We start from the raw sequence: 15,749 nt of genomic DNA on the forward strand, positions 1-15,749 counted from the left end.
TATTGATGCAATATGGATATTGTGCAATGCAGGAAGGGGGAGTATACTAAAAGCACAAAAAGGAAAAGGCATGATATAGACATTTTAGTTAATCGGTACACATATATTGATGTTATTCAGCGTGTTCATAAAGTGTTCGACATGGTTGGTGCGTGCAATGTGTGTGTTTTTTTAGGCCCAGTTTATTTACCGATTAACGAAACCGTTTCACTAAACCGATTTATAATGCGCAAATCCTAAATGGTTTGATGATATTGATGAAAGAAGGGTCTATTATGAATGAAATTCAAAACGCGTCTTCCAGAAAAAGATGGTTGAGGATTATTCCTATTGCGTTTATCACATACAGTTTGGCCTATCTCGACCGTTCCAATTTTGGCTCGGCGGTTGCCGGAGGTATGGGAGACTCTCTGCATATCACGACGGCGGTTACGTCTATGCTGAGCGCATTGTTTTTCTTCGGATATTTTTTCTTCCAGATTCCGGGCGCCATTTACGCTCAAAAAAGAAGCGCTAAAAAACTTGTTTTTATCAGCTTAATTGTTTGGGGTGTTCTTGCCTCCGCTACAGGCATTGTCAATAACGTTCGGTACTTGTATGTGATTCGCTTCTTGCTTGGCATTGTGGAAAGTGCAGTCATGCCGGCCATGTTGATTTTCTTGAGCAACTGGTTCACAAAATCCGAACGGTCGAAAGCAAATTCCTTCTTGATCTTGGGCAATCCGGTGACCATCATGTGGATGTCCATTGTTTCCGGCTATCTGCTGGAGCATGTAGGCTGGAAAAATATGTTCATTATAGAGGGCATTCCGCCGATTATCTGGGCATTCATCTGGTTGGCAGTCATTCAGGATAAACCGTCTCAGGCAAAGTGGCTGACGCATAGTGAGAAACAGGAACTGGAAGGCATCTTGCAGGAGGAACAAAAAGACATCGTTCCTGTCAAAAATTATGCCGCGGCTTTTAAGAAACCCAAAGTGATCGCACTGGCTATGCAATATTTTTTCTGGAGCATCGGCGTGTATGGATTTGTTATGTGGCTGCCGTCCATTATCAAAAACGGCAGCAAGTTTGGCATTACCAGCACGGGTTGGCTGTCCGCCTTGCCGTATCTGTTCGCAACTGTCATGATGTTGGTAACCTCGTATTTCTCGGATAAAACGATGAAACGGAAAGTCTTCATTTGGGTACCGTTGCTCATCGGCGCCGTATGCTTCTATCTTTCCTATCAATTTGGAGCGACAAACTTCTGGCTTTCCTATGCGCTGCTTTGTGTGGCGGGCGGCGTCATGTATGCCCCATACGGTTCTTTCTTCGCGTTTATTACAGAGCTGCTTCCCAAGAATGTTGCTGGTGTAGCGACAGCGTTGATCAACGGCATGGGTGCGTTGGGGTCTTTTGTTGGGGCGTATTTCGTGGGGTATCTCAACGGGGCTACCGGCAGCCCAAGCGCATCATTTTTCTTTATGGCGGCTTCTCTGGTCGTATCGGTAGTGCTGATGTGTGTGGTTCGCAAAAACAGCGAAAAAAAACAGCAAAATCCGGTGCTGGTCGGTGTGCACACCGTTAAATAAACAGCAGTATAGTTCCACTTTTTTTATACGAAACAATCTAGCATAGTCGCATGATTTTGGAGGTGCTTGTTATGTCAAACATATTGTTGATCGGTGAACCGATGGTGATGTTCATCGCCCAGACGGAAGGCAAACTAGAGGATGTGCAGACGTTTACCCGTGATATCGCCGGTGCGGAGGTCAACGTCGGCGTCGGGTTGCGGCGGCTTGGGCATCAAGTCAGCTATTTGACCCGTTTGGGGAATGACCCGTTGGGAAAATACATTCGTAATTTTTTAAGCAATGAACAGATCGATATTTCCCATATTCAATGGGACAATGCTTATCCGACCGGATTCCAGCTGAAACAGAAGGCACTTAATCCTATGGTGGCTTATTTTCGTAAACGGTCGGCGGCCTCGATGTTTTCTCTGGATGATTTGAAAACAGTCGACATCACACAATATGACCACCTACACTTGACCGGCATTTTTCCAGCGCTTTCAGAAAATACACTTAAAGTGACTGTGGAGCTGGCCAGGCGGGCGCGTGAGCACGGGCTTTCCATCACATACGATCCCAATCTGCGTCCCAGCCTTTGGCCGGACGAACCAACCATGGTTCGTACCATTAACGAGCTGGCTCCCCTCTGTGACTACATCTTGCCGGGTATCCACGAAGGAAAAATACTAACCGGCTTGGAGGACGAAAAATCCATCTCCGATTTTTACTTGAATCTTGGTGTGAAAGGGGTCATTATTAAATTAGGGCCTGACGGCGCCTATTTCCAGACAGCGGACCATCAGGCAGCGTATCTTCCGCCGTTCCGTGAGGACCGGAAAGTCGATACCGTTGGGGCAGGGGATGGTTTTGCCGCCGGCGTCATCAGCGCATTGCTCGACCATCTATCCCTTGCACAGGCGGTCGAACGCGGAAATGCCATTGGTACGATGCAGATTATGTCGCCCTATGACAACAAAGATCTGCCCGATCGCCCAACGCTTGAGGCGTTCATGAGCACTCATCGCACGCAGGTGCAAAGGAGAGCTGTTTCATACTAATTCAACTGGACATTGATCGGAAATCGCTGGACGATGCACTGCGCATCGCCAAAGAAGCCCGGTTCTATATTGATGTGTTGGAATTTGGTACGTTGTATATCAAAGACGAATGCTTTTGACTCCGCTGGCATGGAAGCGGTGATGAAGATGGGAGGTAGTCACTATGAGTAAGCATGAAACATTGGAACGGATTCGGCAGACCGGCGTGGTTGCCGTGATTCGGGCAGGCTCCTTTGAGCAGGGGATGCATCTTGTTGAAGCGGTCAAAAAGGGCGGGATACAGGCTATTGAAGTCACCATGACGGTGCCCGGTGCTATAGACTTGATTCATCAGCTTGTCCAAACCTATGGCAATGAGGAATTGCTGGTCGGCGCAGGTACGGTACTCGACCCGGAAACCGCCAGATATAGTATTTTGGCTGGTGCCCAATATGTTGTAAGCCCGTCTCTTCAGATTGATACATTAAAACTCTGCAACCGCTATGCAATTGCCTGTATCCCTGGCGTGATGACGGTTGAGGAAAGTATCCGGGCATTGGAATATGGGGCGGAGATCCTCAAATTATTTCCGGGTGGCGCGTTTGGTCCCTCCATCATTCGCGCATTCAAAGGCCCGCTACCACAGGCGGAGTTTATGCCAACAGGAGGTGTAAACCTAGAGAATATAAAGGAGTGGGTGCGGGCCGGGGCAATAGCGGTCGGCGCGGGCGGTGATTTGACCAAAGGGGCGGAAACCGGAGATTATGCCCGTGTGACTGAAACGGCCGCCCAATTTATAAAGGAAATCAACCATGCAAGAGCCGCATATACGCAGACTTATCCTGTACCCATGCACGCATAAGAGCCGAATCGACGGCAAGATCACCAATGCACGATATGGCACCAAATAATGAGCAACACACGCTGCTGTCCAAGAACTGGACACGGCACTTGAAAAATAATGAAAAGAGGAAATAAGTTTTATGAAATTATTTATTGATACGGCCGATGTAAATGAAATTCGCGCCGCTAACGACCTTGGTGTTATCTGTGGTGTGACCACCAATCCTTCTCTGATTGCCAAATCCGGGCGGGTGTTTGAGGATGTTGTCAAAGAAATCACGACGATTGTGGATGGGCCGATCTCCGCGGAGGTCATTTCACTGGAAGCGGCCGGCATGGTAGAAGAAGCGGGTCCGCTTGCGGCAATGAACCGGAATATCGTCATCAAGATCCCTATGTGTGCCGAGGGATTGAAAGCCGTCAAGCTGCTGACGGCAAAAGGCATCCACACCAATGTGACTCTGATATTTTCTGCGGCACAGGCGTTGCTGGCGGCACGGGCGGGTGCCACTTATGTCAGTCCATTTCTTGGGCGGGTGGATGATATCTCATGGGAAGGGCTTACCCTTGTGCAGGACATCGCGGAGATTTTCAAAATCCACAGCATCTCCACAGAGATTATCGCGGCAAGTATCCGCAGCCCGCTGCATGTGACGGAAGCGGCTAAGGCCGGTGCACACATTGCTACGGTGCCGTATAAGGTTATCTGCCAGATGATAGAACATCCACTCACCAAAATTGGAATTGAACGCTTTCTAAAAGACTGGGAAACTGTACCGAAACAAAAGTGAAACGCGGGGCATTGACCGAGACTCGCGCCAGTACATCCTTGCCAACGTATGCGGATAGTACCGCGTATTTGTCTTTGGCATAGCTGATCAAGGAAAAAATCTCGTCTCCTGAGAATGGGAGACGAGATTTTTGTATAAGGCAATACGTATGATTCATTTTTGAAACGATTGACTTTGTCACACAAACAGTAGGCTGATGTGCAGCGGATTTTGAGCGGTTGTTTTCCCATCTGTGTGCATGATTTGATCTTATAGAAACATGTTAAGCGGTCTGCACAGCCACATTGAAATCAAGTGCATTCATGTCCTCTAAAACCAACGAAATAGTATACGATGGTTTGATTCGTGGCGGCGGGAGTATTTCCCCCGCAACGACGGTCGGTGGTGTGATATCGACATTTGCGTGCAGCAGACTGATGCTGGAGCAGGCATTTCCCATGACCATGTTGCACATCTCACCAACTGCGCTGATGACCAACTCATCCACATCCGTGATTTCCATACCGCCAAGCATCTCCGAGGCAAGGACTTTTCCAGTTTCCGCGTTCATCAACAGATAAACTTGCCCATCAAGGTCGCCAATAATCCCCATCGAGACACAGATGTCACTGTTCTCCATATGCTCTTGCGGAGATTCCACAGCTGCTTTCGTGATATGTTTTGCAGAAAAGGATTGAAGCACGGTGTTCCATGCCTCTATGAAAATTGTTGAATACTGGGTCTCCAAATGCAGCCCCTCCTTTAATGTTGGTACGGTAATTGAATCAGAAAGGACGTTCCTTTCCCTTCTTCTGTAGTTACGCTCACTTCGCCCCCAAGGCTCCTGCACGCCTCTCGAAACGCCGACATGCCGACTCCTCTCCCGGAGAGGGTGTCCACTTGTTCTTTGGTGGAGAAATGATCCGCAAAGATGAAGGCACTTATCTCATCTTTTGTCATTGTTTTCAGTTCATCAACTGTGCACAATCCGTTTGCAAGCGCCTTGTCTTTAATCTTATGAAAGTCTATCCCTTGCCCGTCATCCGAAATGCAGAGCGTAAACCACTGGCTATTTAGCCGGGATATGCGGCATTCTACCAGCCCTCGCTCTTCTTTACCGCGCATAAGACGTTCTTCATCCGTTTCGATTCCATGATCCATAATATTGCGGAACACATGCACCAATGATTTCAAAAAATCCCCATAGTGCTCTTCGTCAATTTCGACGTCGTCCCCTTCAATTAAATAGATTGGCAAATGCTTCATGACACGATTCGATAAATATTGCAAATAATCACGGTATTGTTCCAAGAACACCTTGATGTTTTTGTGACGCAGACTTCTGAGCAAGTGGAGTACAGCAGACCGGTCGAGCGGCTCAGCAGCACTTGAAATGCATGTTTCGATTTCTGCAAATTTGGATTTTGGAAAGGTGATTTGTTCACTTTTATCAAAATAATCGCTTCCCAAAACTTCAAAGATCATATGCAGATCCGGTTTGAGCATGCTTTCTGGATCGGCGTCTGCCATAATACGGTCAACGTCAGCGATTGAGGTGCTTTCACCTTGATCAATCACCTTCAGTAAAGCGTCCTCAAATTTATGTAACCGATTTGATGCAGAAATAAAGCCATATTGCGCAAAGTCTCCTTTAAATGTATGGACGGATCGAAAGAGCGCATCCAATGCATCATGGAAATCCATTTTACCTTTAAAAAAGGCTTGATATCCCCCGGAAAAAATATCACGGAACTCATCAATCATTTGCTTGATTTGTGCCTGACAGCTGACAGCCTTTAACATGAGATGTTGCTTACGGCGGTCCTCTTCCATTGCTTTTTCCAGGCCTATTTTTTCCGTTATGTCGTTTAGGATGACCATCACGGCTTTTTGCCCATCGCTTTCAATCCTGCGATAGTCAATGTGGATGTTTTTTCCATCTATTATGCAGTCTGATGGAAGGAGCATCAAATAAACATTGTCCGTCACAGATGAATCGTTTTGGAAATAGCTTTCGCAAGCCATCTGAAACACTGCAACTTTGTCATGTCCAAAATATGGTATCATCAAATCGAGATACGACAATGCTCCAATGGGCTTGTGGAATATGTTCATGCAGGTATAACTATACTCTTTTTTAATGATTAGATCTTTTCCAAACCACAAAAAACCTTGGTCGGCATGGTTCAAAAGATTTCGGATGGAGTTTGACCGATATTCCAAATCTTTTCTGAGCAAAATTTCCTGTTCATGTGCAGTCAGCAGCTTTTGCTGCTGATTCTGTAGAACATTAATCTGCGCCTCATTGCGCTTCGCCAGTTCTACAAGAAATAATCGGATGCTGATAATGCCGCAATACGTTCCATTTTTGCGAACAATGATGTAGTCGTATAATTTACTCTGTTCCCGGTTCATGGCCTGGATGCCGATTTGAGCGACGTGGTGGGTGATGTCCACTTCCATAAAATTCGAATCCATTAAAATATTGACCGGTCGTTTCATATAAAGTGAATGACCGTAAAGCGTACTCATTTTCTGAAAAAATGCAGTGCGCATAACAATACCAACGGGTTCACTGTTTTCCATGACGACCACACCCTCGGCATTGGGGGTGTCATCCATAATTGCCTTGACAGCCTGTCCGTCTACGGTGGATTTTACAGTGGGAGCCTGAAGCACAAACTGCTCCAAGTCTCCCTCTTTGTCGAAAGCTTCAAAGCCATTATTTCGTGGCATAGACATCGACTGCTTCCTCCGCATTTGTTTGAAGTATCTCTTTAATTTTATTGACTACATCGGCCTCCTGAAACGGTTTGATGATGTAATGCCGCGCCCCTTTATTCATTGCTTCAATGATTTTGATTTCCTGTCCCAACGCGGAAATCATGACCACACAGGCATCTTTGTCCAGCAGTCGGATTCTTTCCAATGCGGATATTCCGTCCAGTACCGGCATGGTAATATCCATCGTAACAAGATCCGGGTGAAATTTCATGAATTTTTCGACAGCGTCCTGACCATTGATTGCTTCTGCAATAATTGTATAACCTTGCTTTTGTAGGATTCGTTTCAAATTTACACGGATGATTAGTGAATCGTCAACAATCATGATCTTTTTCATAGCAATCCCCCATTCTCCTAAAATTTTAAATCGCATGACATAATATTTCATCATATTCCCGTAAAGTTATTGTAATTAGTCTGTAAAGTTAGAATTATGTCGCGATATTTATGCGCGGTATTGCGTGGGGGAAAACAAACGCGTATACTAAAAGCATCTTGAAATACAGTCAATGATACCGCTTTGTTAAGCGGTACTCATTTTGACAGAGGGTATGCCTATGCCTAAGAAAAATGTAACGATTGAGGATATCGCACGTGCGGCCAATATTTCCAAGACAACGGTTTCCCGATTTTTAAATGGAAAATTCGAATATATGTCTCTGGAGACCAAAGAGCGCATTGAGGAGATTATCCGCACGGCAAACTTTCGGCCCAATAAGCTGGCAAGCAGTCTCAAATCTAACCGTTCCCATCAAATCGGTGTTTTGATTGCGGATATCTGCAACCCAATTTCGTCGATTCTGGTGCGGGGCATTAGCGATATTTGTGCGGAAAATGGCTACTCCATTATCATTTATTGCACTGACAGCGATCTGAAACGTGAGCAGGAGGATATTGAAAATCTGATTGATCAGCGGGTGGATGGCATTTTGGTCAACCCTGCCGACTATGACCATTCTTATGATGCGCTTGCGGACAAGAATGTTCCGGTTGTGATGGTCGACCGTTCTGTAAGCACGCCAGTTGATACTGTCATGACAGATAACCACGAAATCACGCGTGAGACCGTTGCACATTTATATGAGCAGGGGTTTCGAAACTTGATTCTTTTTACCGAGGAACCCGCCGGGATCAGCACCCGGCATGAACGTATCGAGGCCTTCTCCTCGTTTTATCGGGCGCATTTTACCGACAATGTTGCGGATGCGATTTATGTAATCGATCCTCAAAAACCGGAGCAGGTTGAGGAAACCATCCGTGCATTATTCAATAAAAGAGAACGGGGGATACCCGCAATCTTTACGGTAAATGGTGTCTGCCTTTTAAGTGTTTTGACTGCAATCAAACATTTGGGTCTGCGGATTCCAGAGGATATTGCAGTCTGTGGATATGACGACTGGTCGTGGGCGGAACTGGTCACCCCGGGAATTACGGCAATCGCACAGCCCAGTTATCAAGTGGGGGCGGAGTCTGCGAGGCTATTGCTTTCCAAAATTGCAGACGGAGAGGATTCGGTGTTTCCGGAACCTGTTCGCCATGTTTTGCATGCCAAATTGCATATACGGGGGTCAACTCGTTTTGTCTCTGCCGACGCATAAAGCGCATTCACAAAAACCTTGCCATACTGTGGCGACGGTGGTGCCCATGAGTTACATTCCACCGGGATTGCTCTCCCAATTCACGGATTTCTGTCATGATACGCACAAGCCCTTGCGTGGGAATGCTATAGGATTGCTTCAAACGAGCATGATCTTGTAATGACACATTGCAAGGAATTTTTATTCGACCATTTTGGGGTCAATTGTACGGATACTGATTGTATGTACAATAACAGCAATCAATTGGGTCAAAAGGCCAAATAGACAAACACCGATCCATCCGTAGTGGGCATAGCAATACGCGCCCCCCAAAGAACCCAGTGAACCCCCTAAAAAGTAAGTGACCATAAAAACAGCGTTAAGGCGATTGCGCGCTTGCGCATTTAGGGCGTAGATGCGAGCCTGATTCGACACCAAACAGGACTGAACACCCAGATCTAACAGGATAACGCCGGCAATCAATCCCCACAATTGATATCCTGCCAAAGAGAAAAAAACATATGACAGAATTACAATCCCAACACCCGTTCCAACCGTAAACTTCGGACTGCGATGGTCAGAAATCCGGCCGATAGCAGGAGCGGCCAACGCACCTGTAATTCCAACCAATCCGAACAGTCCGGCAACATCCGCTCCCATGTGGTAATGAGGTGTGGCCAACAAAAACACCAACGATGTCCAAAAAGCGCTGAACGATGCAAACATCATGGCGCCTATAATAGCAGCTTGGCGAAGTGCCGCATATTTTTTGATAAGCGCGCCCATTGAGCGAAATGCTTCCCCATATGGCAATGTGGAAACGGGCTGACAGACAGGCAGGAACCGCATAAGGAAAAGAGCCAAAATGACCATCAGGGCACAGGCAATCAGATACACCATCCTCCAGCCCCACATCTGTCCAATCAGTCCACTGAATGTGCGCGAAACTAAAATTCCAATCAACAGACCGCTCATCACACTGCCAATTGTGCGCCCGCGTATTTGGGGATTTGCCAACTGAGCGGCTAACGGAACCATCAATTGCGGTACGATGGAGGTAAACCCGATGGCCAATGACGCCGCCGCCAGAATCGGGACATTCCACGCCAAGGCCATTACCAACAAAGACACTGCCGCGAGCACCAACATTAGCAGAACCAGTTTTTTCTTCTCCCGAATATCCGCTAAAGGCAGAATGAAAAGCATTCCCAACGCATAACCGATTTGTGTAAGCATGGCGACAAATCCCATGCTCACTTCCGAAATGCCAAACATATGTGCAATCTGTGCGAGAAGTGGCTGAATATAGTATAGATTTGCAACGGTAATCCCACTTGCGGCTGCCATAACCAATATTAGGAATTGGGTAAGAGGTGTTTTTTGAGTTGATAATTCGGCATCCGGCACGGTCGATTCCCCCTATTAAGTATCATGTAAAGCAGCGTGAAACTTTTACTTCAAATATTAAGGACTTAAGCATTCGGCAGTTGGTTGATGCCCAACCAATTGCCAAGCCGACTGTTTGTAGTATAATGCCTGTGGAATCATTTTTAAAGAATGCACATTTTTTATATATAGTATCTTACATGATACTATAGGGAGATACCCGAGAATATACGGTCCGCAGTCATCCATAATACCCTGCGGAGACTTCACTGCCTGTCTTTGGAGGGCAACCGAGTTGAACAATAGAGCCATACCGGATCTTTAGACCTGATTTTGAGAGAATTCGATGACACGAAGGATTTAATAGGCTATTTCTGTGAAACCCTTGGTTTCCTTCACCAATGCATATTGTTAGGAGATGTTACAATGTCCACATTGTCTCTGCTCGATGTACCGAAACTGAAAGAGCTTGTTCGCCCATACGGTTACAATATTCACATGCATGATGCTTGCGGCGGCCAGTCGTTTACACTGGAGCGGACAGGCGAAAAGGCCTCCGCAGACGTATACGGCGCCATCGAAACATTTTTTGCCGCGCGCCATATGACCGTGCGTTTTTACGATGATGCCAAGTTGAATTTTGTGGTGCAGTAGCGTTTTATTCTCCGTGCGAATACGGTTCATTGCAGACCACACCGCGTAAATCTGTGTGGCAGTCCGCGGCTGTTTTTTCAATACAGCTTCCACATGGATCGTCATGCCAACGGGAGCTTATGCGCTTTGCGGCAGACTTCGCGACCGAGTCGAGGTTCTTCACTAATCATATTGAAATACCTATGATAATTATATGATTATACAATTATACATATATTTAAAAATATGATATGATAGGCCTGTAAAAAGAAATGAGCCAATACGTGGCGGAAAGAAGGAACATCATATGACTATCAGCGCAAGAAATGAATTTAAGGGAACCGTCGAATCGATCCAGGAGGGTGCGGTCAACGCAATTGTGCACGTGAAAACGGCTGCCGGTGAAATCCTCACGGCTACTATTTCCCGGGATGCGGTCAAAGAGCTTGGTCTGGCTCCCGCGAAAGCAGCCACGGCTGTAGTGAAAGCCACGGACGTTTTGGTGGGCATCGGAGACACCAAGCTGAGCGCTCGCAATCAGTTGGCAGGTGAAGTTGTAAACGTGAAAGAAGGAGCGGTGAATGCTATCGTCAGCATTAAGACCGCGGGTGGTGCGGACGTTGCGGCAACGATTTCTCTGGAAGCTGTCAAAGAGTTGGGCTTGGTCCCTGGAGTAAAAGTAAAAGCCATCATCAAGGCCACTTCTGTTATCATTGCCATCTGAGTCCCAATATGCGATAAAAAAAGCCCTCATTGAGGGCTTTTTTTATTCGGAAGGCGTGTGACAGATGCGGATAAACTCCTTGATGGCACTGGTTAAAAACTTGTTTTTGTGATAAAAGATTGCCAGTTTTCGGCTGAGATCCATACCCTCTATCTTCAATTCCTTTAGGGAGCCAGAGGCAATCTGCTCTAGGACAAGCTGGAATGGCAGCACCGCAATGCCAAGCCGGTTATTTGCTGCATGGATCAGGGCGGTTGTGCTGGTGCTTTCCCAATATGGCTGGATCGATAAGCCCAGATGGTTCATTTTGGATTCAAACAGGTTTCGAACGCCCGCCCCCTTTTCCCGCAGAAGTAGGCGCTCGTTCACAAGGTCGGCTGCGGCAATCTTTTTTTTCTTCGCCAAAGGATGTTCTGGGTCAGCCACTATGACGATTCGATCGTCATAGAAGATTTCCTGTTTCAGATCGGGCAGATCGTTTTCTTCCATCAGGGCGAGATCAAGTTCGTTGCTTCGCAGCATCTCTGTGAGGATGGATGCCTTGTTGATTCGAACGCGGATTTCCGAATCGGGGAATATCACATTGAATTGCCGGATATACCGCTCAATGAGGGTTGATCCTGCCGTATAATTTGCCCCAATCGTCAGTTTCTTGTGTGAGGAAGTTTCTTTGACGCCGTCTTCCAATTCATCAAACAGTTTGATGATGTGCGAAGCATACTGATAAAGCGTTTTTCCGGATTCTGTGATATAAAGCTTATGTGATAGACGTTCAAACAGGATGACACCGTAATACGCCTCCAATTCTTTAATCGCCTGGCTTATGGAAGGCTGCGTCATATACAGCTGATTGGCGGCGGCCGTCATGCTTTGTTTGTCGTGCACGGCAATAAATATCCGCAAATGTCGTATCGTCATTTTAACGGCCGTCTCCTTTCGCCTGTTTCATCTTTGGATATCATAACATGTTATACGGTCGGCGTAAACATGGGGCATCTTCTGTTATTGGAACTGAAGTCATAACGGTTTGGCTGCGTCCTCCGGCATCGCCAGAATCATTCGTGTCAGACTATACTTGATAGACTGCTTATAGCGATTGCGCTGGAGCTTGAATGGACGGTCTAACATCCTCTCAAAATAAGTATTGTAGATGAAAGATATAATAAAAGATCAGAATATGCCGCAGTGTATTATTAAATTCACCAGATTAAAAACTTTAGTATTATAAAATCTAAACCGCCGAAAATCAATGCCATAAGCGTCATGTAAACCAATCCTTTTAAAAAGCCGATGACATGAAATTTATAGTCTTTATAACCTTTACAGCCTTCTGTCCCCGGCAAGATGAAAGATTTTGGCGTAATGGTGCAGAATATCAGCCAATCAAAAATCAGTAAATCGACCACATTCCACATCATGCAGATAAGCCAGAGATGCAGAAAAATATAACCAAATGCGGTGGGATTGAACCTATACTGAACCAAGCCGGCCCCCATCAGTGTGCCGAGCAAAACCACATAACAAATTGCGGTAAAAAGCCAACCATTCCGGCGCTGCAAAGCAGTTGGCTTGGGAAGTTTGGCCGCCTTGCGTGCGTCCGCTGGATAATCGTGAATCAATAACCAGGGAAAATTGAAAAACATAAGAAGCAGCATGGCGATCCAAAGAGCCGACCAGACCAATCCTTCTAAAAGTGCAAATGTAATGGTTCCCATTCATAATTCCTCAATCAGCAGTTTCATAAATTTCAAGCAGTTTCTTGTATGTCTGCAATCCTTAAATTGTGTGGAGATAAAAGGTAATCAGATTGTATGATCTTCAAAGATGCAGGAAAACAGGAGCTGAAACATTTTATCCAGCGTTTCTCTCAATGCATCCGCATGAAGCTCTTTGCGGTTGATTTGCGCGAAAGCCATCATTTTTAAAAGATTCCCTACCAGATGCAAATTTATATGGGGCCGTATACCTTCCATTCGCCGAAAGAGGTCATCCATAACAGCGGTCTCTCGCTGCGCATCCAAAAAGTACTCCGGCGGCAAAGCCTTAGAGAGTTTTTCTTTATCCTCCGGGGTTAGGTACTTATACATACTGCGGTCACTGAAAATGATTTGTTTTAAAAATGCCTTTGCCTGCGTCGGAGGCAGTTTATCCCGCCCGTTTAGTAGTTGTTCAAACTTCTCCATAAGCTGAAACCGCATATATCGGATAATTTCATAAACAAAATATTCCTTGCTGGGAAAAAAATTATAAAATGTGCCTTTCCCCAATCCGACGGCTTCGGCTACTTTTTCTACAGAGGTATGTGTCATACCATACTCTCGAATCAATTGATAGCCAGCCTCCAGCATTCCGGTCCTGATGTGTTCTCGTTCCTGCCAGTCGAACTTTTTAGGTGACATGATATTCTCCTGATACTGACTTATTTCTGATTTTATATGACTGTTCTATATATATTGGTCACACAAAGAATGTATCATTTTTCTAACACCTTGTCAAGTGTTGTGGAATGGATAAATTATGACAAGATGTACGCGGTTTTGGCGGTTACAAATATATTTGACTGTCCCCTAAGAAAAAGTCGGCGATCAGCAATTAAAAAAAGCCGCTTCACAGCGGCAGCAGGATCTGGGGCGCAGGCGCACGTATGGCGTTTATGATTATGGTTGTATGGCCACATCTGCGATTTTGGCTTTTCACGCGTGCAGGTTTTATAATCATTTTCGATGGAGACCGGTACGCCTGATCAATGGGTAAACCCTTTTACGCTATCTTGTCGTGTCTTGTCCGCAGAGCGGGGGGATTGGGAAAGGGTCTGAATGGCGAAGCGGATATCTTCTACCAGCCGTTCTGCCAGATTTAACGACATATCACTGCGGCAGACCATGCGGCAAACAATGATATCTTCCGCATCAACCGGCAGCGGATAAACGGGAATCTGCCAGCCTTTCCGTTCCAATTGATCTGATAGATCATATAAAGTCCAAACGGACGTTGTGTGCTTCATAGTAAAGCAGAGCACAGGTATGGTGTCGCCGCGGTTGATTAAATGGAATAGATCCATGGACTCCAGCGCATGTGCGATATATTCCGCAACTTTTTGCGTGTGCTGATGGATTTTGGAGTATCCATCATACCCCAATCTCAAAAAATTGTAGTACTGCCCGATAATCTGACTGGCGGAGCGGGAGAAGTTGATAGCCATCGTGGGCATTGTACCGCCAAGATAATTGACTTCAAAAACCAGTTCTTTCGGAAGATAAGCCTTGTCACGCCACACAATCCAACCAATTCCGGGATAAACCAACCCATACTTATGCCCAGATGTATTAATGGAAACCACATTTTCCAGAGAAAAGTCCCATTCCAGCTTTGGATGGATGAACGGCGCGAAAAGTCCGCCGGAAGCTGCGTCTACATGGATATAAACTTTTGCTTCCGTGTGGCTGTTGTACTCTCCGATTGCATCGTTTAACAGCTTAATATCGTCAAATTCACCGGTGTAGGTTTGCCCCAATATGCCCACTACCCCGATCGTATACGCATCCATGGCCTGAATAGCTGCAGCTGTGTCTAGACTCAGATGTGCGGGTGTCATCGGAATGACTCGCAGTTCCACGTCCCAGTACACGCAAAATTTCTCCCAACAAACCTGGTAACCCGACGAGATCACAATGTTGGGGCGTTGACGCGTGACATCCAAGCCCAGACGCTGCGCTTGATTACGCCAGCGGAATTTCATGGCGAGGCCGGCCAGCATGCAGGCTTCGGAGGAACCAACTGTTGAAGTGCCTATAAAACCGTTTTGGGGCGCATGCCACAGATCAGCAATGATGCTCACACAGCGGTTTTCCAACTCAATGGTGCTGGGATATTCCGATTTGTCGATTGCGTTTTTTTCCAGTGTTTCCGCCATTAACTGAATCGCTTGGTCTTCCATAAAGGTTGAGCAGAATGTTGCCAGATTCAGTCGGGCATTGCCCTCGTCCAATAATTCGTTTTTGATCAAGCGATAGGCAACATTGGGGTCGATGGATTCTTTTTTTAACGTGTATTTGGGGATGTCGATGTCATCGTACAGGGCTAAGGTATCTGCGGGATAAAACTTTTCCAGTTTTTGATTCGATTTGTTTTGGTGAAGCATATAATATAACTCCTTTTATTCCAATAATATCTATGCGATTTTTACTATTTGCTGCCGGACAAGTTCTGTTACCACGTGGACGGTTTTGTCCGAGAGCCGATGCCTGTCAAAACTTTGGCATTATGATTTATTATAACATGCTTCTACAGCAATTTTAGTCCAGAGTGTAAAAAGTTTAGTGGCAGAATTTTCTGTCGAAACCGGTTTGTGTGGAGCTTAGGTGTTGTAGACACAGAAACCATATGGTACACTGTAGGTGGATTGTCCCTTTATAGCAATTCCGGCTAATGCTGCAAAA

15 protein-coding genes are annotated in these 15,749 nt (G+C 46.0%); 7 read left to right on the plus strand and 8 right to left on the minus strand.

The window, feature by feature from the left end:
- The first annotated feature begins 275 nt into the window (after window positions 1-275).
- The 4 genes from ABF463_RS04655 (at window position 276) to fsa (ending at window position 4,227) form a co-directional block, all read left to right on the plus strand.
- Entirely contained in the window at window positions 276-1,574 is a 1,299-nt protein-coding gene (locus ABF463_RS04655; protein WP_415532393.1) for an MFS transporter, read from the plus strand.
- A 71-nt stretch (window positions 1,575-1,645) separates the two neighbouring features.
- Complete coding sequence (locus ABF463_RS04660; protein WP_415532394.1) at window positions 1,646-2,614, plus strand: sugar kinase; 969 nt, start codon at window positions 1,646-1,648, stop codon at window positions 2,612-2,614.
- 163 nt (window positions 2,615-2,777) lie between these two features.
- Window positions 2,778-3,455, plus strand: coding sequence for a bifunctional 2-keto-4-hydroxyglutarate aldolase/2-keto-3-deoxy-6-phosphogluconate aldolase (locus ABF463_RS04665; RefSeq protein WP_415532395.1), 678 nt, complete (start codon window positions 2,778-2,780; stop codon window positions 3,453-3,455).
- 121 nt (window positions 3,456-3,576) lie between these two features.
- Window positions 3,577-4,227, plus strand: a complete 651-nt coding sequence (gene fsa / locus ABF463_RS04670; protein ID WP_415532396.1) for a fructose-6-phosphate aldolase — start codon at window positions 3,577-3,579, stop codon at window positions 4,225-4,227.
- Window positions 4,228-4,489: 262 nt separating this feature from the next.
- On the opposite strand, the gene ABF463_RS04675 is transcribed toward fsa, so the two are convergent.
- The 3 genes from ABF463_RS04675 to ABF463_RS04685 are packed head-to-tail and all read right to left on the minus strand — an operon-like array spanning window position 4,490 to window position 7,327.
- Window positions 4,490-4,954 (minus strand): chemotaxis protein CheX, encoded by a 465-nt coding sequence (locus tag ABF463_RS04675; protein WP_415532397.1) that lies wholly within the window; start codon window positions 4,952-4,954, stop codon window positions 4,490-4,492.
- Window positions 4,955-4,968: 14 nt separating this feature from the next.
- Window positions 4,969-6,942, minus strand: a complete 1,974-nt coding sequence (locus ABF463_RS04680) for an ATP-binding protein (protein ID WP_415532398.1) — start codon at window positions 6,940-6,942, stop codon at window positions 4,969-4,971.
- The gene (locus tag ABF463_RS04685) at window positions 6,929-7,327 is read right to left on the minus strand and encodes a response regulator (protein ID WP_415532399.1); all 399 of its coding nucleotides are present in this window, start codon (window positions 7,325-7,327) and stop codon (window positions 6,929-6,931) included. The genes ABF463_RS04680 and ABF463_RS04685 overlap by 14 nt, the downstream gene beginning before the upstream one ends.
- Before the next feature lie 220 nt (window positions 7,328-7,547).
- On the opposite strand from ABF463_RS04685, the gene ABF463_RS04690 reads away from it, so the two are divergent.
- Window positions 7,548-8,588, plus strand: coding sequence for a LacI family DNA-binding transcriptional regulator (locus tag ABF463_RS04690; RefSeq protein ID WP_415532400.1), 1,041 nt, complete (start codon window positions 7,548-7,550; stop codon window positions 8,586-8,588).
- A gap of 180 nt (window positions 8,589-8,768) precedes the next feature.
- Here the strand turns inward: ABF463_RS04690 and ABF463_RS04695 are convergent, their stop codons facing one another.
- The gene (locus tag ABF463_RS04695; protein WP_415532425.1) at window positions 8,769-9,914 is read right to left on the minus strand and encodes an MFS transporter; all 1,146 of its coding nucleotides are present in this window, start codon (window positions 9,912-9,914) and stop codon (window positions 8,769-8,771) included.
- A gap of 465 nt (window positions 9,915-10,379) precedes the next feature.
- Between ABF463_RS04695 and ABF463_RS04700 the strand changes: the two genes are divergently transcribed.
- Window positions 10,380-10,607 carry an RDAC family protein gene (locus tag ABF463_RS04700; protein ID WP_415532401.1) on the plus strand — a complete coding sequence of 76 codons (228 nt, stop codon included), beginning with the start codon at window positions 10,380-10,382 and terminating at the stop codon, window positions 10,605-10,607.
- A gap of 286 nt (window positions 10,608-10,893) precedes the next feature.
- Window positions 10,894-11,310 carry a TOBE domain-containing protein gene (locus ABF463_RS04705; RefSeq protein WP_415532402.1) on the plus strand — a complete coding sequence of 139 codons (417 nt, stop codon included), beginning with the start codon at window positions 10,894-10,896 and terminating at the stop codon, window positions 11,308-11,310.
- A gap of 42 nt (window positions 11,311-11,352) precedes the next feature.
- Here ABF463_RS04705 and ABF463_RS04710 read toward each other — a convergent pair whose 3' ends face one another.
- From ABF463_RS04710 to ABF463_RS04725, 4 genes are all read right to left on the minus strand, one after another.
- On the minus strand, window positions 11,353-12,228 hold the full coding sequence (locus ABF463_RS04710) for a LysR family transcriptional regulator (protein WP_415532403.1): 876 nt from the start codon (window positions 12,226-12,228) through the stop codon (window positions 11,353-11,355).
- 281 nt (window positions 12,229-12,509) lie between these two features.
- A complete protein-coding gene (locus tag ABF463_RS04715) occupies window positions 12,510-13,025 on the minus strand; it encodes a hypothetical protein (protein WP_415532404.1) in 516 nt (171 codons plus the stop codon).
- An 87-nt stretch (window positions 13,026-13,112) separates the two neighbouring features.
- On the minus strand, window positions 13,113-13,709 hold the full coding sequence (locus ABF463_RS04720) for a TetR/AcrR family transcriptional regulator (protein WP_415532405.1): 597 nt from the start codon (window positions 13,707-13,709) through the stop codon (window positions 13,113-13,115).
- Between the two features lie 344 nt (window positions 13,710-14,053).
- Window positions 14,054-15,451 carry a glutamate decarboxylase gene (locus tag ABF463_RS04725; protein WP_415532406.1) on the minus strand — a complete coding sequence of 466 codons (1,398 nt, stop codon included), beginning with the start codon at window positions 15,449-15,451 and terminating at the stop codon, window positions 14,054-14,056.
- Between the last annotated feature and the right edge of the window lie 298 nt (window positions 15,452-15,749).

Origin of the sequence: Ethanoligenens sp. (assembly GCF_047718355.1) — a bacterium.
Lineage (GTDB): Bacteria > Bacillota > Clostridia > Oscillospirales > Ethanoligenentaceae > Ethanoligenens.